General features: G+C 42.7%; 15 protein-coding genes and 1 pseudogene. 13 read left to right on the forward strand and 3 right to left on the reverse strand.

Translation table 11 applies throughout. The annotated features are described in order from the left end of the window. Nucleotides 1-200 precede the first annotated feature (200 nt). The 7 genes from HNR77_RS15980 to HNR77_RS16010 all read left to right on the forward strand — a co-directional run bounded on the left by HNR77_RS15980 (nucleotide 201) and on the right by HNR77_RS16010 (nucleotide 9742). Nucleotides 201-539 (forward strand): hypothetical protein, encoded by a 339-nt coding sequence (locus HNR77_RS15980; RefSeq protein WP_184186199.1) that lies wholly within the window; start codon nucleotides 201-203, stop codon nucleotides 537-539. 81 nt (nucleotides 540-620) lie between these two features. Next, nucleotides 621-818 (forward strand): DUF2188 domain-containing protein, encoded by a 198-nt coding sequence (locus HNR77_RS15985; RefSeq protein ID WP_184186202.1) that lies wholly within the window; start codon nucleotides 621-623, stop codon nucleotides 816-818. Nucleotides 819-926: 108 nt separating this feature from the next. Then, nucleotides 927-1916, forward strand: a complete 990-nt coding sequence (locus tag HNR77_RS15990; protein ID WP_184186205.1) for a hypothetical protein — start codon at nucleotides 927-929, stop codon at nucleotides 1914-1916. Further along, nucleotides 1913-3439, forward strand: a complete 1527-nt coding sequence (locus HNR77_RS15995; protein ID WP_184186208.1) for a DISARM anti-phage system protein DrmE domain-containing protein — start codon at nucleotides 1913-1915, stop codon at nucleotides 3437-3439. The genes HNR77_RS15990 and HNR77_RS15995 overlap by 4 nt, the downstream gene beginning before the upstream one ends. After that, nucleotides 3433-6930 carry a helicase-related protein gene (locus tag HNR77_RS16000; protein WP_184186211.1) on the forward strand — a complete coding sequence of 1166 codons (3498 nt, stop codon included), beginning with the start codon at nucleotides 3433-3435 and terminating at the stop codon, nucleotides 6928-6930. The genes HNR77_RS15995 and HNR77_RS16000 overlap by 7 nt, the downstream gene beginning before the upstream one ends. Nucleotide 6931: 1 nt before the next feature. Further along, a complete protein-coding gene (gene drmB, locus HNR77_RS16005) occupies nucleotides 6932-8818 on the forward strand; it encodes a DUF1998 domain-containing protein (RefSeq protein ID WP_184186214.1) in 1887 nt (628 codons plus the stop codon). 141 nt (nucleotides 8819-8959) lie between these two features. Further along, nucleotides 8960-9742, forward strand: a complete 783-nt coding sequence (locus HNR77_RS16010; RefSeq protein ID WP_179261656.1) for a protein NO VEIN domain-containing protein — start codon at nucleotides 8960-8962, stop codon at nucleotides 9740-9742. Between the two features lie 474 nt (nucleotides 9743-10216). On the opposite strand, the gene HNR77_RS16020 is transcribed toward HNR77_RS16010, so the two are convergent. The 3 genes and pseudogenes from HNR77_RS16020 to HNR77_RS30790 form a co-directional block, all read right to left on the reverse strand. Next, entirely contained in the window at nucleotides 10217-10576 is a 360-nt protein-coding gene (locus HNR77_RS16020) for a hypothetical protein (protein ID WP_184186449.1), read from the reverse strand. A 310-nt stretch (nucleotides 10577-10886) separates the two neighbouring features. Next, the gene (locus HNR77_RS16025) at nucleotides 10887-12224 is read right to left on the reverse strand and encodes an MFS transporter (protein WP_260410601.1); all 1338 of its coding nucleotides are present in this window, start codon (nucleotides 12222-12224) and stop codon (nucleotides 10887-10889) included. 529 nt (nucleotides 12225-12753) lie between these two features. Continuing rightward, nucleotides 12754-12907, reverse strand: a pseudogene (locus HNR77_RS30790) (IS256 family transposase); the annotation flags it as partial. A gap of 226 nt (nucleotides 12908-13133) precedes the next feature. Here HNR77_RS30790 and HNR77_RS16035 point away from each other — a divergent pair. From HNR77_RS16035 to HNR77_RS16065, 6 genes are all read left to right on the forward strand, one after another. Then, complete coding sequence (locus HNR77_RS16035) at nucleotides 13134-13373, forward strand: phosphopantetheine-binding protein (protein ID WP_184186226.1); 240 nt, start codon at nucleotides 13134-13136, stop codon at nucleotides 13371-13373. Next, the gene (locus HNR77_RS16040; protein ID WP_221443870.1) at nucleotides 13370-14863 is read left to right on the forward strand and encodes a class I adenylate-forming enzyme family protein; all 1494 of its coding nucleotides are present in this window, start codon (nucleotides 13370-13372) and stop codon (nucleotides 14861-14863) included. Before HNR77_RS16035 ends, HNR77_RS16040 begins: the two co-directional genes overlap by 4 nt. 49 nt (nucleotides 14864-14912) lie before the next feature. After that, nucleotides 14913-15968 (forward strand): hypothetical protein, encoded by a 1056-nt coding sequence (locus tag HNR77_RS16045; protein WP_184186231.1) that lies wholly within the window; start codon nucleotides 14913-14915, stop codon nucleotides 15966-15968. 506 nt (nucleotides 15969-16474) lie between these two features. Then, the gene (locus tag HNR77_RS16055) at nucleotides 16475-16726 is read left to right on the forward strand and encodes an acyl carrier protein (RefSeq protein WP_184186237.1); all 252 of its coding nucleotides are present in this window, start codon (nucleotides 16475-16477) and stop codon (nucleotides 16724-16726) included. Next, nucleotides 16723-18081 carry an ATP-grasp domain-containing protein gene (locus HNR77_RS16060; protein WP_184186240.1) on the forward strand — a complete coding sequence of 453 codons (1359 nt, stop codon included), beginning with the start codon at nucleotides 16723-16725 and terminating at the stop codon, nucleotides 18079-18081. Before HNR77_RS16055 ends, HNR77_RS16060 begins: the two co-directional genes overlap by 4 nt. A 44-nt stretch (nucleotides 18082-18125) precedes the next feature. Next, nucleotides 18126-19241: a glycosyltransferase family protein gene (locus tag HNR77_RS16065; RefSeq protein ID WP_184186243.1), complete on the forward strand. Its 1116-nt coding sequence runs from the start codon at nucleotides 18126-18128 to the stop codon at nucleotides 19239-19241. Nucleotides 19242-19251: the final 10 nt, after the last annotated feature.

The raw sequence follows: 19251 nt of genomic DNA on the forward strand, positions 1-19251 counted from the left end.
AGTCATCTTGTTAAAGTTGGTCTAAGTCAAATGAGATGGCTTCCGATTTCAAGTACAAAATCGAAATAAAAAAGAGAGTGGGAATTATGGAATGCATACAGCTTTTAAGTGAGAATACAACAAATGCAATTTTTTGAGTCCGTCATTGCAGTGTTTAAACTCCAGAATAATGACCTAGCTGCAGAGTGGTCTTTTACAATATGAGTGAGGTCTATGGAATTAATGTTTCAGGTGTTGATGAAATCATCTTAAAGGTTGTTCTATGGATGAGGATAAATCATAAGACTCATGATAAGTACCTCTTCATGGACAATTTGAATTTAGAATATGATCATGCATACAATATTGGGAGCTCATTGGAAGGACTAAAAGACTGCATTGTTGCTAAGAAAAATCACGGTCATATACTTCTCGGACATTTAGGGAAAGCCCTGAAAGAGATATTAGATATAGTATATGAGAGGAAAAAAATTGCAGCGAGAGATCTGTCTGATGAGTATCCAGTAGGCAACTATCTGAGCTTTGTAATCTCCGCCTAATTTTAATGGAAGAAGGCGGGAGGTAATACGTGTACCGAAGTCTTTTTTAAAAGAGTCCTGAAGCGGCTCTTTTTTTAAAAAATGGTTTTCAAAAAAAAATTGAAAACACATGGAGTTGAAAAAGCTCGTGCAAGCAATGCCCGTGCAACCGCTAGAACGGATAACCAAGCAGCTGCTATTAACAAGGCAGTCCAAATTGCAAGAAATCAGAATTCTGAAACGATCAAAACAGAGATAAAAATAGTTATGGTAAATAATCCATTTCCGCCGCGAGGTTGAATATTAGCGAAGCTACTGTTAAATATTGGCGCAGCAGGAAACTAGATTAAAATGTCGAATTTTAACATGTAAAAAAGTTAGGCATAAAGAACTAAAGGATGATAATCAATGTCAATCCATAACAAAATTTTTTTCTATAATGATAATAATGTTTGGGCACCGGTTCCTGACTGGTTTAACTTTTTTATAAATAGTGGCTATTATTTCTCAGAGCACACTGAGGAAAGAAGAAAGTCAGTTATGTGTATTTCTGCCCCTGCAGCATACTTTCTCCCGACGTTATTAGGGATTGGTGTAATAGCAGGCATTATTGAGTCGATTCCCTATGATAGATTGCTTTTTAACCATTTTTCGGCTCTGACCCAGTTACATGAAGGCACGCTGGTTCGCTTTAGGGATGGCGGCCGACAAAAGATAGCAACTTTTTTAGGTACAGAAATTATTTATGGTGAAAAACGGCTAAAGATTCAGACCCAAAATCCCGAGGCAGGTGGTTTAGTGGACTTTATACCACAATCACGCGCATTTGATATTAGTATAAGTAATAATCAACAGCTACAAATACCCAATAATCAGGTTGGAAGAACAGAAGCAATTGAGTCCCAATTCTTAGCAGCACTATTTGATAACGCGGGAAATACGCCGATGTTCCGTTTTTCCGATCCTAAGATATGCTTTGTGGGGAATAAGGAAGCTTTGTTGGCTGAAACAAATGATTACCAGTTTGCAACCTTAACTGAAAGCAGATATATCTCCGGCTGCCTTAACGAAATACTAAAAATTAGACAGTTTCTGGGAACAACGGATATATATCAATCCGAGGTCGTTGCTTCACAGTCAAGGAAAATTGATGTAGTACTGCAACCAGCAACTGTAATTATATATTGTAATGCGGTCAGTTATTTGAGTTGCCACCATAATTTTCATGACTATGATTCTATTGTTCTTCTCGACCGATCTGAAACGCAATATCAACTAGCGGTGGATGAATTAAACAATAGGTTTCTGGAGAATAACGATTTTTTGAACGTGACAAGGCCAGAGCTATCTAAGTTACCTAAAGGTATTGAAATTTTATATTGGAAGGAAAAGCGATGAACAAACTTGAACATATGAACCGGGTGTTTGATTTGTCACAAAAATACATGCTGAATTTTCATGAGGTTACGTCCAATTCCTTATCCGCTTTTTCCAGCATGCTATCGAAGTTTGAACGCATTTTAAATGAGGAAGCTAGAGAAGATGAATTTATTCGTGATTTCGTTAGTGATTTAAGGAGATTTCGCTTTTACGTGACGGCAAGCGTCCTACCTTTTTCAAATTCACAGGATCAATTTGACCAAATCAAGCTAAAGAATCTCGCGAGAAAATGTGGCTTAATGTTTCCTGATTTGAAAGAATCAGCTATTAGATTAGTGGAAGCTGGTATTACAGTTGTTGAATCAAATGAAAAACCGGGTTTAGATTTTATTAGCAGGCAGGTACAAGCCGGAAGAAACACCGGATTAGTCATTAAGGTTGCAAACAACTTAGACTTAGTTAACCGGATGATACAGAAATCGCTATCTGCTTCTATAACTGTAGTCAGCCCATTGGCTTTAAAGCATGGCGCAATTTTTGAACACTTAATTATTTTTGGCGCACCTCATTGGTATCCCGAGTATTTGTATAATTCGCCTCGTGCTCGTTTAATTGATAGTGTTGCTTATGAATGGCAACCTTGGAAAAATAGTAATAGCCACCATTTCAGTGGGGAGAACAGCAGAGTATCATCATTGTATGATGGATGTACAGTCACTGAACAAAAAGGGAATTTCAAGGCGGCCGATAAAATAATCATCGAAAACGTTCAGACAAACTATATGGCATTAGAACAATCTATTTATAGAAGATCCGGTAAACCTAAAGAGCAAAGTCAAGTACCAGCTACACTAGTAGCATTAGCAGGCGGTAAGTATATTTTTTTTGAAAAGCATACTATTGGTAACATTTGGGTCCTTACTTTTAACCAAGAAGAAAAAGTTATACGGTTGCCTGTACAGCAACTGGATACGGAATGCTACATACTCATTAGAACAGGGACAGAGCGGGACGTGATTCAAAATATTGCGGATCAAATATTGGGTGAGAAAGCGGTATCAATGCGTGAAAGACACGTTGAATGGAAAAAGGGGCTTCAGAAACTTGTCTATAAGTATGGATATGACCGTGTTATTCGTGCCTTACGTAAAAATGGTTCATCAAAGGCAAATCATATGAATTTACGTAATTGGATGTCTCTGGACAGTATTAAACCAAGGGACCGTCAAGATTTTTCATCAATTATTAAAATCTTAAAATATAACGATCGTGAAAAGGATCTATGGAGGGAAGCAGAAATTCTGGCGAGAGGTCATCTACAGGCTGGTGCTACCATTAGGCAGCAGTTACTAAACGTTGTAAACAAAGCGGACCTTTCTAAATTGGAACTGGAGCGTACTATTATCTTCCCTCTGCCAGGAGCCGAGGATGCGAGCTTTACTGCTTTTAAAGTGGAGTATATCGGCACAAATGATTTTTATGTTGATGAACATAGAACTCGTACACTTTTAAACATGAAAGAGGTGTCAGAATTATGTTAACCGAACTGCAGAAAAATATGAAAAACAGGGATCAGCTTTTTGAGGCATTGAGGCGGGAATTTATCGGGCCTGCTGTTTCAGACAACAGTATGTCAATTAGTTGCCAGACGGATGTGTTATTTAAAAGTAAAGAAGAATATTACAGGCCATACAGAAATAAGGAGACGGGAGAGGAGATTTTACATGAGCAACCCAGCAGACGATACGGGGCTGCAATTCTTTACCCTTACGGTATCGGTCGTGATGAAAGTGAAGATCATCAGTTAGACCCGGCAGATTCGGATGCTATCCAGCTTGTCAATACGAGAGAAATTGAGGAAATTGAATCGCGAAATAGTTCCAACAAAAATGATGAAGATTCCGAATTGGATATTTCATCAGCAAATGACTATCAACAAAGCAGTATGGCAGTAAGTTTTCGTGCTATCCTTAATCCTGAATCGGAGCTCAGAATATTTGTAACCGGTGGACGTTATAATTCTTTTAAAGCGAGGATAGAAGGGGATAAAAGGGAAAGAAAGTGGTGGGTTCGATCACCTGTAAGTATGAAAGTCACATGTTCAGCTGAAGAGTTAAATACGGAAAGACATGTGTTGTTAACAGGCCGGGTAATTGAGGCCGACAATACAGACGGTCTAAACTTGCAGGTGCAGATTCTGTCGAGGCCAATTGAAGATGGTAGCCGTCTAATTACTGTAAGCTTGGTTAATCGTTCCGAATTTGGAGGTAATACATCAGTTGATAGTGTCAGTTTATTCCAGTCACAATTTACAGCAGATATTTTTCCGTTAAATCAAGCAGATCAAAGCGTAGGCATTCTGCCTTATCCGGAGGCTGTAGAACCAACAGATGCTGATGAAGAGGAACAATCACTTGCCTTATTATATCGCTCGATGAAGACATACGCTGTGGGACATGGCTGTTCTGCAGATTGGGATATGACCGGTGATAAAGTGGAAAGCGTAAGAACCGAGTTTCTCCCTAGCTATGAAACAAAGAGTATGACACCTGCAATTAAGCGAGGGGACGGTTCCGATATTGAAGTTTCCATGAGGACATTGGCAGGTCTCGATTCAAGCAGCGATCATGGCTTCAATGAATTAGAAGAAATAGTAAATTTGTATAGGAAATGGATCGAGAAGAAGAGATTAACGATTCCGAAGTTGGATAAACACCTACAAGAAGTGGCGGAAAGAAACCTGCTTCTTTGTAGTGAATGCGCAGACAGGATGGAACAAGGACTTAATTATCTTAAGAATAATTTAGAAGCGTTAAAGGCTTTTCAACTGGCGAATTATGCCATGCTGCTCCAGCAGATAACTGGTACAGTCGTTCGGGAATCAGAAGTAACTGAGAATGGTGTTCTTTTTAGTAAGCCTTATACAAATCCTGATGTCATTGGCACAGATAAAGGTAAATGGCGTGCGTTTCAGATTGCTTTTATGTTGATGTCAATTGAATCCACTGCCAATTTCTTTTCTAACGAACGCGAAACTGTTGAACTCATCTTTTTCCCTACTGGTGGAGGTAAAACAGAAGCCTATTTAGGTTTAGCTGCCTACTCTATGTTCTTACGTCGTCTACGAGACCCCTATGATACAGGTGTCCAAGTACTTATGCGTTATACATTACGCTTGTTAACTGCGGATCAATTTCAAAGAGCATCGAGGCTTATTTGTTCAATGGAATATATTCGAAAGCTACATGAGATAGATTTGGGAGACGAGTCATTTTCAATAGGAATATGGTTGGGATCAGATACAACACCAAACACACACAAAGGCGCATTAGCTGATTTAAAAGCTTTGAAGAATGGAACGAGTGAGGACAATCCGTTTTTGGTTCGCTCTTGCCCTTGGTGTGGAGCGCAAATGGGGAAAATACCAGATAACCGGAAAACTGAATCCGGACTAAGAAGTGGTCGTAGTAAGAGAAAAGGCTTGGGATTCAATATTAATGGATACAAAATATCTTCTGGTAATGTGATGATTCACTGTCCAGATCGTGATTGTATATTCAACCAGGAACTTCCTGTCTATGTAGTGGACGAAGATATCTACTCCAAAAGACCAACTTTAGTCATTGGAACGGTAGATAAATTTGCACTGCTAGCCTGGAATTCCGTGCCTCGTGCGATGTTTGGTATTGGTGCGGACGGGGAGCGTTTTTGTTCTCCCCCGGGTTTAATTATTCAAGACGAATTACATTTAATTTCAGGTCCACTGGGTTCTATGACCGGTTTGTTTGAAGTTTTAATTGAAGAGTTGTGCACGGATTATCGTGCACAAGAGCCTGTCCGCCCTAAGCTTGTATGTTCTACGGCAACAATACGAAGATTCAAGAGACAAGTTAAGGATGTTTACGCTAGGGAGAATACTCGGCTGTTTCCATCACCAGGGCTTGAAGCGGATGATTCGTTTTTCGCCCAAAATGCTACTGACACAGAAGGTAAATTAATGCCGGGGAGAAAGTATATTGGTATTAACACACCAGGTCTGGGATCTATGCAAACACTTCAAGTGAGATCTTTAACAGCTCTTCTGCAAAAACCTTTTGAAATGGGTGAAGGGGAGCGGGATCCATGGTGGACATTACTAATATTTTTTAATAGTCTACGGGAATTAGGTACGACTGTCACCCTATTGCAATCAGACATTCCAAACCACCTAAAAGTGGTCAAAAATAGGGAAGGTATTGGTTATGACAAGTTACGCCGATTAAACCGGATTAAGGAATTAACATCCCGTTTAACCAGCGATGAAATTTCTGCTGCTATTGGTGAATTAAAAACCGATGTGAAGCGTGGAACGGCTATTGATGTATGTCTTGCCTCGAACATTATTGAGGTGGGTATAGATATTGACCGTCTTTCATTAATGGCCGTTATAGGACAGCCGAAGACAACCAGCCAATACATCCAGGTTACCGGTCGCGTGGGCCGTCGCTGGTTCGAAAGGCCAGGGTTAGTCGTGACATTATACAGCGCATCAAAGCCGCGTGACCGCTCGCACTATGAAAAGTTCAGGAGTTATCATGAAAAACTATATGCCCAGGTAGAACCGACTAGTGTTACACCTTTTTCTCCGGCTGTCATTGACCGCTTACTCCATGCTGTGATGGTAGGTTATGTGCGTCAAATCGGTGATGCCGTTGAAGTTGATACGCCGCGGCCATTGCCACAGGATATCCTGAACCAACTTGAGGAAATATTAGTGCGGCGTGTGAAGCGCACGGATCCTGAGGAATTGGAAAACGTTAAGCGTGTTTTTGAAAAAAGACTTGCACATTGGATGAAACTAAATCCCTCTGAGTGGTCTGGAACAGCCGAGGGTGGTGACTATCCGCTCTTACGAGTCGCCGGAGAGTATGCTGATGAACGTTCAACCAGGCTCTCCTTGGCAACGCCGATGTCATTAAGGAACGTTGATGCCCAATGTCGGGGGGATATATCCGTGTTGTATAAACTTGAAGAACTGGAGGACTTGGAATAGTATGGTATATCCGATACGCAGAGCACAAATGATAGCCCCATTTGGTACCGGAGCAATGTCTATATCGAAAAGTGGAATCTCAGCTATTTGTGGAGGACTTGATCATTGGTATAAGGACAAAAACGGATCTTCGGAGCGGGTGGATCTATCACAGTACAAAATCAAAGAGTGGCGTTTAGAACGCTTGCTTGGGGTAGACCATTTTCGGTTACCACCAGATTTCCGCTATAAAGGCGCAGGCGAGAATAATAAATTTTTGACCGTTCCCTTTTTAAGGTTTCCACAATGGCATTATTGCACATTTTGCGGAGATATGAAAAAGACGGAGCTTACAACTAAGTCGAGGGAAGAATGCTCAACTTGTAAGGCTAACAACATCAAAAAGTTTATGGTGCAAGTACCCTTTATAGCAATATGCGAAAACGGGCATATTCAAGATTTCCCGTGGCGTGAATGGGTACATCGTTCAGCAAATCCATCTTGTACTGCCACGATGAAGCTGGTAAGTACCGGCGGCGGTGCGCTGACGACGATGCAAGTAAAATGCGGGTGTGGAGTAGAACCCCGTATGCTCAATAAAATAACCAGCGCACATCCGGATGGAAGCACGGAACTTAGTAAAGAGTTAGTTGGTGGCGGAAATGTGTTTTACTGCCAGGGAAAAAGGCCCTGGCTTGGTACTGAGGATGGCGAAACATGCAGATGCCATCTTAGGGGATCTCTCCGCAGTGCTTCAAATGTTTATTTCGCTCAAGTCCGAAGTGCGATTTATATACCAGGTGAAGTAAGTCGACAAATCAAAACATTGATTGAATTATTTCAATCGCCTCAATATGTGCGTATTCTGAATCTTTCAAAACGGGGTAACTTAAGTGAAGAAGAAACAGTGGATGAGCTCCGTGCACAGTTTCGGATTGAGCTGGAAACATATTCTGATGCTGAAATAAAGCGCGCGATTTTGAGCTTGGAGCAACGTGCAACTATTGAAATTGAAGAAAACGAAGGGGCTGGCGGTACAGATTTAGAAAGAGTTCTGCGTCTAGAAGAGTATAGTGTATTAAGTGAAACTTCGGATCAAGATGATCTTAAAATCCGGTGGATTCCACTTGCACAGTATGACAGTAATCTGTTTGATATGGAAAAATATTTTTCTGATGTATTTCTGGTAGAAAAATTAAAAGAAACGCGGGTGCTTGCGGGTTTTAACCGGGTTTTTAATGATCGGCCTACAGACGTTCAGCAATTGAAATATCAGATGTGGCGGAGTGTACCAGATGAGTCCTCAGATAATTGGCTACCCGCTTATGTTGTATACGGTGAAGGAATTTTCTTGAAATTCAATCCTGATCTATTAAACACGTGGGAGAACAAGGCCGACGTGGTCTCCAGACTTCAACCATTAGCAGAACGTTATAGAAATTTGCTCGTGAATCGGCGTACTCGGGAAAAGCAAATTACACCTAGGTTTGTAATGGCTCATACTTTTGCTCATCTTCTGATGAATCAGCTTACTTTCGAATGCGGGTATAGCTCTTCTTCACTAAGAGAACGATTGTACATATCCGATGACGAAGCCAATCCTATGTACGGTATATTGATATACACCGCAGCAGGTGATTCAGATGGAACGATGGGTGGACTGGTTCGAATGGGGAAGCCGGGCTATCTAGAGAAGGTAATTCAAAAATCATTAATAAATGCAGGTTGGTGTTCTTCAGATCCTATTTGTTCCGAAATTGGGCCACAAGGACCTGATTCTTGTAACTTGGCCGCCTGCCATAGCTGCTCTCTTGTGCCGGAAACAGCATGTGAAGAATTCAATCGGTTTCTAGACAGGGGACTGACCGTCGGTTTGCCAGGTTCTCAACAGATAGGGTATTTTTCATAAGAACTTCTTTTTGTAATGACCCGAATGACTCATTTCGTCACGTTCGGGTCTTAATATTTGGTATTAGTAAGCATTGGTAGCTTATATATTAAAAATTTTCTTATTCTGTGTTGATAAAGTAAGAAAAAAGAGGTGTTCGTAATGCTGGATAATCATAAGTTAGCTTTAATTGTTGCTTACTTTCTTTCAAAGTACAATGAGATAGCTTTAGAGAATCTTGGATACTCAAATTTCACAGCCGCTTTTGAAGACATTGGTTTTAAACTAAGTGTTAAACCTAATACGATTAAGAATATGAGAGATGAATTCGATCCCTTTCATCCTAATAATAGAAGAGGGTGGTATCAAAGAGAACTGAGGCCAAGCCGTCTTGAAGTTTTGGAGAAATATGAGGAATTGAGTGAGTCAGCATTATTGGGGATAGTAAAAGACATTTTATCTTATAGTACGTTGAATCGGACTACTGAATTAGATAAAAACATTCAAGTATATATTGATACAATACAGGAAGATGATGAAACAAAGCACGCTACTCGAAAATTTAGTACAAGAGGCATAACGGGTAAAAGAGCGGAAGAATTTTTTTATGAGTCATTCCTTAAGAATAAAATTGACGGATTTGGAGGGGGGCTAAAAGATAGAAGAAATGATGGCTGTGGTTTTGACTTTGAACTGGACTCATCCCTTCCTTTTGTCTTTGAGGTTAAAGGGCTATCGGCTATAATTGGGGGAGTAGTATTTACGGATAAAGAGTGGATTGTGGCAAAAGAATTGGGGGAAAGGTATATTTTAGTATTGGTAAGTAACCTGGATGGCATACCCAATATTAAATTAATTCAAAACCCTTATGAAAAACTAGTAGCGAAAAAAAATGTGTATACAACTATTTCTATAAATTGGGCAATCAGTAAGGAGCAATTATAATAAAATTCATAGAAGTCGGATGGAGAGCGTTTGGCCAGGGCTTAGGCAATACCTTGCCGACTGTGCTAAACGCTTCGGATCATTCGGAAGAGAAAAGGATGAAGCCGTAAGTGCTAATAAGGAATGATTTTAAACTAAAATGGGTTTCAGAGAACCTAATTAAACTCGCCCCTTGATCTCATCCTATTGCGTGATTTAATAAATCGATATTCAACAATAGTTGTTGACTACTTGTTGACGAACAACGTCAACAGCTATTAAAATCCAAACAAAAAGAATAGTCTGCGTTTCAAGAACACTCTATATATCAAGGCTTTTAGCCAACTGATACAGATTCAAACTAACTCCCACATGATCCCGCATACGGTGCATGTGGAGAGCGTTGCGATGATAGTGAGGATTAAAGAATAAGCAGAAGGGTTCGAGAATCTGTAAAAGATTCTCGGACTCTCGTTTGCTTTAATCTCAATTCGATTAATTAGTCGGTGCAAAATCTCTGGAGTCAACTCCCTGAAGGACAAAAATTCTCCGAGGAGCTGTTTTAATTCGCTGAACGCCAAAATCTGTCATTGCATCCAGATTTTTGTCTCGTGCTTTTTTCTTTCGAGTTTTTAACTTGTCAAATTCACTTTCTACCGAACTTATTTGTTTTTCATTTTGCCAATTGATTTTCTGTAGCTGATTTTCAAGTTTTTTATAAATTGTAGCATTTGAGAGATTGGATGCGAGCGTTCGAATATCCTCGATAATAGCTAATTTTAAATCTGCTTCACGTACGAGATGGTCACTACACTTTACTCTCCCGTTTTTACCTGGCTTGTTATAGTACCCCAAACATATCCCTTAAAGTTCTTCTTAATAATGCATTCCACGTCCACAATCACCATAGAAAGCGTATTTGTAAATGACGGATTGTCAAGCTAAGTGCGACAGTTCCTCTGAAAAGGGGCGTGAGCGGTTCTCCAACCCAGGCATTTACGTGGTCTGTGATTAATAAAGTGCAAGAGTATTATCTAGAGCCATTGGCATTTTCATTCGAACTGCGTTGCTAGCTGGAATACGGTTTGATAAGCATGGGCCGGGTACTGAGAAGCTTGAGCAATTAGGGCATTACAGCCGGCTCTGTAAAAGGATGACAAAGCATTTACCCCTTTTCAGAATGAGAGGTTGAATTTTTCCGCCATGACCAAGCCACCACCGGAATAAGCAGCAAGGACATCAATCCTCCGGCAAGGGAAAGCATGGAATAGCCAACGCCAGCCATAACCATGCCTGACAAAGCGCCGCCGGACGCGCCGGCCAGCGCAATTAGCACATCAACCGTGCCTTGTGTCTTCGCGCGAACCTTCGGCGTTGTGGAGTCGATAATGGCCGCCGTTCCGCTAATCAGGCCAAAGTTCCAGCCTAGGCCGAGAAGTGCCAACGCTACAATAAGTAAGCCCATGGATTCGCCTGGTGCAAAAGCCGCGGTCAAACCTGCCAGCAGCAGCGTTACTCCTGATGCATAGGACATAAAGGTACGGCCAAGCTTATCCACCAGCACGCCAGTCAGCAGGGAAGGCAAATACATGAATGCGATATGGATGCCAATCACCAGACCTGCATCTCCAAGCTCATGGCCATGCTGCTTCATATGAACGGGCGTCATGACCATGATACCCACCATTACGATTTGGGTAAGCACCATAACCGTTGCTCCCACAATAAGTCCTGTTCGGTTATGGGTGCTCTCTGATTCGCCTTCGTCTCGCTTCACCTGAAGATTTTGGCCGCCTTTCACTTGCGTGCTTTTATTCAAGCTTTCCTCTTCGTCAATCGCCTTGGCAACGATAAACGGATCAGGACGAAGAAACAGCAACAGTACCAGACCCGCTATCAAATAGGCAACTGCCGCTAGAATAAACGGCCCCGACAAAGCAGGAAGACCGATGGAGGCCGCCATGCGGCCAGTCGGCTCTACCAGATTGGGACCTGCCACCGCGCCAATCGTCGTAAACACCAGCGCTGTACTAATTGCTTTGGCCCGCTGATTCGGAAGCGCCAGGTCCGTACCCGCGTACCGGGCTTGCAGATTGGTTGCCGTGCCCGCTCCATAAATCAACAGTGACACAAATAGCAGCGCTACTTGATCCCAAAGCGCGGCAAACACAACGCCAGTTGCTCCAGCTCCACCCGCTATAAATCCGGCAGCCAGCCCGACTCTTCGTCCAAATCGCTGTGACAACCTTCCCACAATCAGCGCCGCCGCCGCAGAGCCTAGCGTAAACAAAGCTGCGGGAAGACCGGAAAGGTTGTCGCTGCCTAGCATGTCCTGCGCAAGCAGCGCTCCAACAGTAAGCCCGGCAGCCAGCCCCGCTCCTCCGAATATTTGTGAGACAACAACAAGCCATAACGTTTTTTTATACAGCTTCTTCTGCTTCTCCGGCGATTTTACGTATTCATCTACTCTGTAAGAGCGGCTTTTTTGCCGTTTCGGAGCCATTGCTGTTTGGTTATTCATATGCATCCTCCTTTTCGGCACCCCTGCCGCTATCTAGATTATCTTTAATCCAATATCTGAATTATAGAGATATACGCAATCACTCTTCAATCCCTCAAAGTTGGGATAGCTATTCCAACCTTTTTAGTGATTCAATCATATCGCGATAAGGGATACTTGCCGTCTTTGCACGGGGTTAGCCATTATCCTTGAGCATAATAGCCTAATACTTTGAGCGTTGCGAGCTCTCGGTTTCTTCGAAGATGTTAATGGACGATATGTTGTAGATATTGCCAAACGAAAGGAACACGATTGCATTAACCGGAGGTGATCTTCCATCAAGCAAAGGCAAAATTCCAGAGGGCATCAACGGGCTTTTTCAAAATTGTTGACAATTGGCATATATGTAATTATATTTAATATATCAATCGCTTGGTGCTGTAAATCTACTCGTGTAAACGCTCTTGAAGCAAAACTTTACGCAATATAGTTCGATTCTACCAAGGAAGAAAATGGAGAGGCGATGGGAGACTTAGTCACAGTTTTGTACACGTCCTGTCCATTTACGAATGACATTCATCGTAGTTTTGTAAAGCATTTTCAGCAACGCTTCATTGCTTGGGAAAATGCTTTTTTCTTTAGGCTTTGCGATGTTGACGATGGTAACCCTCAAGTATTTCCGTCGTTGTACTCTTCGCGTCAAGCTTTTTATGTCCTGCACCGTGTCATATTCCGCCTCCAGCATGAATTGCAGTATCTCTGCAAACAACTCTGTAAACAACTCTTTCAGTGCAAATGCACCTTTTCTATCGTTATGAACTTATTCTTCTTCACAATTACTTTCACTTGCTCATCACTTGTACGATCCTCTTTAATCAGCCTTTCTAAAGATTATCTAACGGGGGAAACATGATGTCTAAATCAATAGAATCTATCTTGAGAGATGAAATTTTTGCTGAGCTGGACATCGAGTATCCGGAAGACCACGATACCCGTTTGTTGGACCAAGGTATCGATTCAGCAGGCTTCATCAAGCTTATTGTTTTAATGGAATCGAAGTTTAACATCTCGATCCCTGATGAAGATCTGTTATTTGAGAAGTTCTCCACGGCTGGATTAATTCTTAATTATTTGACTGAGAAAACGCTATGATGACGATCATTCAGCGTCTATTTCTGGAGGCCTCTGATCGCCAAGATCATATTATCCTTGAAGATTTAAAGCAGCAATGGACTTACGCAGATGTGATGACAGAAGCTTATTTGATTGCTTTATATATCCGCAAAAATTTCGAGCTTGAGTCGGGGAGTCATCTTGCATTATACACAAATAATGAGCCCTTGTTCATTTTTGCGGCGCTTGGCATTCAATTCTGCGGTTATGTGTTAGTACCGGTTCCTTATTCGGCATCCAATACTGAAATCGAAAATATTTTAAATGCCAGTGACGCCAAACTGGTTATCAGCAAATCTGCACAACCTGCGCATTTGAATTGCGACATTCCTTGGGTTACCGCCCAGGATTTATCGCAAGAACCAATGCCTTCGTTTGAATCGATCTTGTTAACCAATCAGTCCGATCCCAATCAATGTGCGATTCTCCTTCCTACATCGGGCACAACCGGAAAATCTAAAATCGTGATGTTATCCCATTGGAATGTATTAACGAATGCGTTGGCACATGGCGAAAAGGTGGGGTATACGGATCAGGATTCGTTTCTTGTAACGATGCCCGTTCATTTCAGTTCTACGATTATCACGCAATTGATTTCTTGCATGTTATATGGAACCCGAATTAAGCTTATCAGCTTGCCTATGCTGCCGCGCACCGCGTTTAAACTGTTTCAGAATAAGGCGGTCACGGCCTTCTCAGCGGTGCCTACGCAATTGATGCACTTTGTTTCCGATTTCCATCAGACAAAGAACTGGAGTGCCTTTGATTCCATTGAATTTATTGTAATTAGCGGTGCGGCGATTCCCGCAAAATTAGGTGACCATCTTCAGACTGTATTTCCTCACGCGGACATTATTCAAACCTATGGATTGACCGAAGCTTCTCCGCGGGTGAGCATGATGGAACGGGGAGAGCGCAGCTTATCCTGTGGAACACCCATCAATGACGTTTCTGTTCGTCTTGTTGACGAAGAAGAGAATGAGGTTGAAGGAGCAGCGATCGGAGAAATTTGGGTCAAGGGCCCGAATGTGATGCTCGGTTATTACAAAAACCCGGAGTTAACGAATGCTACCATTGTTGAGGGTTGGTTAAAGACAGGAGATTTGGGATATTGGAATGAATCAGGGTGTCTCATACTGACAGGCCGAAAGAAGAATATCATTATATCCGGCGGTATCAATATCTATCCGGAAGAAATCGAGGAATTCCTGTACGGCTTGAAAGAAGTGGAGGAGGTTATGGTAGTTGGTGTGCACGATGACCTGTTAGGCGAAGTGCCCGTCGCATTTCTGAAAGCTTTTAATGAATGCCTGATTGATATAGATGCACTGACACAACATTGCAACTTGCATTTGTCATCATATAAAGTGCCTAGACAATGGAGGATTATAGATGACATTCCAAAAACCAAAACAGGAAAACTGGACAGGGCAAGTACGAAGCGCTTATTGCTAAATGAGATATACTGATTCGAAATCCTTAAGCCATTTAACCAAATAATCAGGGGTGAACGAAAGGTTGAAAAATTCAACTCAAACGTTAGGCAGACTAATATTGCCGGTCAGTTATCCGATGATTACAACCTATACGCAGCATGCTCATCTCTTGTCCATACTTACCCATTACGAGTGCGCACATCCATGGATATTCAGCAATTATATCCAATTGTTTATTAACAAAGATTATAAACATCATTGGGGAGATTTTTATTTCCCTGTGACTTATGAGCTGCGGCCTTCGGATTCGTGCAAATGGATTACTACTCAAAAGATACATAGAGATACGGTAACAACGAAATGGGACTCGGTTATTCATTTTATTATAGAAAATATTAATGCGAATAACTATGTCCACACCATGGTCAATTATTTCTACGTGCCCCTAAGCGATCGCTACAATAAACTTCAATTGCATCATGACATATTTGTTTACGGCTATGATTTGGATAGAGAGATATTGTATGTTTCCGACTTCTTTAAGAACGGCGTGTATAGTCAGGCTGAGATATCATTTACTGATTTCAAGCTTGCGTTCGACACGAATCATCTAACAACCAATCATGATTATCTTAGAGAAATGGTTTATCTGTATACATTCAATGAGCAACATCAGGATAAATTCAGTGCAGATACCTTAGTGAATTCTATAAGAAATTATTTCACTAAGAAAACGCCGGAGTATTGGGAGATGTTTAACTATGGGGGCGACAGGCATAATCTTGACTTCGGCATGCAAATATACAAAACTCTATTAAATTATGCGAAAGAGACATCGGAACAGAAGGCTATGCTTGATATAAGACCCTTTCATTTACTTTATGATCATAAGAAGTTAATGACGTTAAGACTCAAGTACTTGTACGATAATCGGCATTTCATTCAATTAAATCAAGAGCATATAGATGAATTCACAGCCATTGAACTTAAGGCAAAGATACTTGTGAATGTAGCGATGAAATATAATTTGACAAGGGATACGAGTATTTCCGAAAGTTTTCAAACGCTGATTACGAGTATAGAAAATGAAGAATCCATATTCCTTGAACGATGGCTGAAGAAGGTAGGCATTCAGTAATGTTGAAGGAGCAGATGATGTTAGTTGTGGATATCTCTTCTTGCACCCGAATAGAAGCCTTAGCCCGAAGCCGGTGGTGATCCGGGCATATTTGTGGAGGGAGTGATGCCGGGCTTATAATCGTTGCGATACAGCGTATTGAGTAAGCCAAACCGTTACTTTTGTCCTAAAGATTACGTTTGCTGACAGCCTAATGTCTTCTTGTCTTTCAACGATCCGTATTGCTTCAAGCGTTTTTTCCGGCACAACCACAGCGAATCCACTCACCTCAAGAATCTCTCCTAGTATTTGACCCGACATCTTGTGATTCATGCCTAGAACCATACCTGTTTCGTTTGGGAGCAACGCACCGTTCACCAACCTTACGTATGAACAGCCAGTTAATTTGAAGAATCTGCCGGAAGCCACCATCATGGACTTGGAACCGGCGATCAGTTTGCATAATGCACTCACTAGAACGATCCATTATTACCAGGGTCAATATATCTATTAAACAGGAGGTACCTATGCAAGAACAGATCATAGCGATGATAAGCGAAGTCAAGGACGACGCCCAACTGGAAGTCAGCTTGAACGGGCATTCCAGCATCATGGAAGACGGGGGATTGGACTCTTTACAGCTAATTACTTTCTTATTGAAGGTGGAGGAGCGCTTCGACATTGAAATTGATTTCGAACAATTCGAATTCGATTGCATGGAATCGATTACAATCTTTTGCAATTATATCTCGGAGCTGCAGAAGACGGCATCTGCATGAACGATAGACGCAAGTTCGAGCTCATTATCGGAACGTTTGATGCGGAACGCTTCTGGCGCGACCCTAATCAAGCCAAACTGCCGTCGTTTCACGATCCTGAAATGGAGAATGTCGTGATGGCCATGGATGAGCTGCTCTTCCCATTTTGCGGGGCTCAGGATAGGCTCATTACCCGTTATGGAATGAACGCTTCTCATAAAGCGTATTTGCATGAGATCGGATTCCAATTTCTGTCCAATTCAACCGATCTTGAGAGTCCTGATGGAGGAAGCGCAGGCAGAACCGCCAATATATTCGACCTGCTCACCTCAACGGATCATGTGGGTAACATGGATCCAGACTGGCTGAACGGCGCCAGGTTGTCGCCCTTTGCGGTCATTCCGGGGGCGGACCGTGCTGCTATGCGTTTCGGTCTGGAACAGGATTATCCAGCTGTCGAGACGATTCAGACGGTCAATTCTAAGCTATATTCAACCGAATTGAATCGTCGCCTTGAGCTTCAGTGTGACAGCCAGCCGGTCTATTCCCACGAAGAGCTGCTGTCAAGCGGCTTGGCTCTGCTGAAACAAGGCCCCTTTCTGATCAAAGATGAGTTTGGGGTATCCGGGAAGGGCAATTTGCTAATCGAGTCGGAAGCGATTCTGCAGCGGGTCACATCCTATCTCGCCGATCAGTGCAGAAAGGGAAGAACGGTTCGGTTTATTATTGAGCCGTTCCTCCTCAAGGAGCTGGATTTCTCTTGCCAATTCCATATCGATCCGGACGGTACGTACCGCCATATCTCTGTGCAGCAATTGGTTAATCACAATTTCGCTTACCAAGGCTCCTATACAGCCGATGACAGGCTGCTTCATATGCTGCACGAAGCGAAGTACTTTGATGTAATGAAGCTGGCGGCCCGCGAGCTTTACCAGTCGGGTTATTACGGGGACGTATGCGTCGATTCGATGCTGCTAAGAGACGGCCGCATCATTCCGATTGTTGAGGTCAATGCAAGAAAATCGATGAGTCTGATCAAGCATTACGTTGACCGGTATCTCGAGAAGCACGGTACGGCCGGGAGTATGACACATGCGACCTTACAGTTTGCAGGGGATGTATCATTCGATCAATTGCTGGAATCGCTGGACCGCGAGGGCGTTCTATATAAGCCTGATCAAGGGTTTGGCATACTACCGTTAAGCGCGAATACGCTCTTTATTAACAAGGTCATCAGCGAGTGCAAGGGGATCCGGAATAAGCAGGTGAAGGGCAGATTGTATTATTCGCTGATCGAGGGGACAGGGGATAACGAACAATTGTCCGCGAAGCTTAAGGAGATTCTGTTGTCGTTATCCTTCAAGATCGCCCGCTGATGCATTCCGAAGTGCTTGAAACCATGGATGGAGGAAGAGAGTTTATGGGGAAGCGGAAAGTAACGATTCTATGCTCGGGTTTCGGTCTGGGGTTCTATATTCCCGGTCTGTTAGCCGCAAGCGATTTCGGGAAAAGGGATATCGCGACGGAAGTGCTCGTGTTCGAAAGCTTTTTGGAGCATGACAAGAGGGAGCATATTGCAGACAGCAGGACAGCATACCACAATAATTTCGCAATTGCCAATTTTTCGGCCCGAATGCCGATGGATATCCGGGGTAGTATAGATTACGCCCAGGTCGAGCTATTGCTGGAGGCGTGGAAAGCGGAAGAACGCTACGAATTCATATCGCTATCCGGACACTGGGTTTATATTCTGGATTTGTACAGGGAGAAGATGCTGCCGAATCCAATTCATGTAGACCTGCTCTACGTCGATTCAGATCTGGCCCCGTCCTGGAAGAGCCTGAAGAAGTTTCATCCCCGGTATGACGAGCATTATTACAATGCTTGTCTCTATGACACCGATAAGATGGCGATTCGATACGAAATCCCGGTTCTTTCTGGTACGCCACTGCCTTTCGAATCAAGGAAGCGGCGGCTTGTTGTGCATGGCGGCGGCTGGGGGATGGGCACTTATCAAAGTACAATTCCAGAGCTTGCCGGCCATAACTATGGGCTTGATATTGTAGCTTACGACTGGAAGGAAGCGAAGCCCGATCCCGATCACCGATATTGGATGAACGATCCGGAATGGTGTTCATGGGTGAAGAGCGCGAACGGCCTGCACGAATTTCCGCCATATATTGAAATAGCGGGAGAAGATACGAATTCATACGCCGCTGAGGCTGATCATCATTGGTTATTTGACGTTGCTTCTGAGGCGATGGCTATCGTGGCCAAGCCGGGAGCGGGCACATTGATCGACTCGCTTGCCTCCGAAACGCCTCTTATTCTTCTGGAGCCGTTCGGCAGTCATGAGCTCAGCAATCTGGAATTGTGGGAGTCGCTTGGGTTCGGAATACGCTACGAGAAGTGGCGAGAGATGGATTTTTCTGTAGATATCCTTAAGGAGATGCATCAAGCGATCAAGAACAGGCCCGGTGAACGGACGAATTATGTGGATCACTATTGTTCGAGGATTGCCTTAACGAAGAGGTAAGATTTCAATG

This window comes from Paenibacillus sp. JGP012 (genome assembly GCF_014203995.1).
Lineage (GTDB): Bacteria > Bacillota > Bacilli > Paenibacillales > Paenibacillaceae > Paenibacillus > Paenibacillus silvae.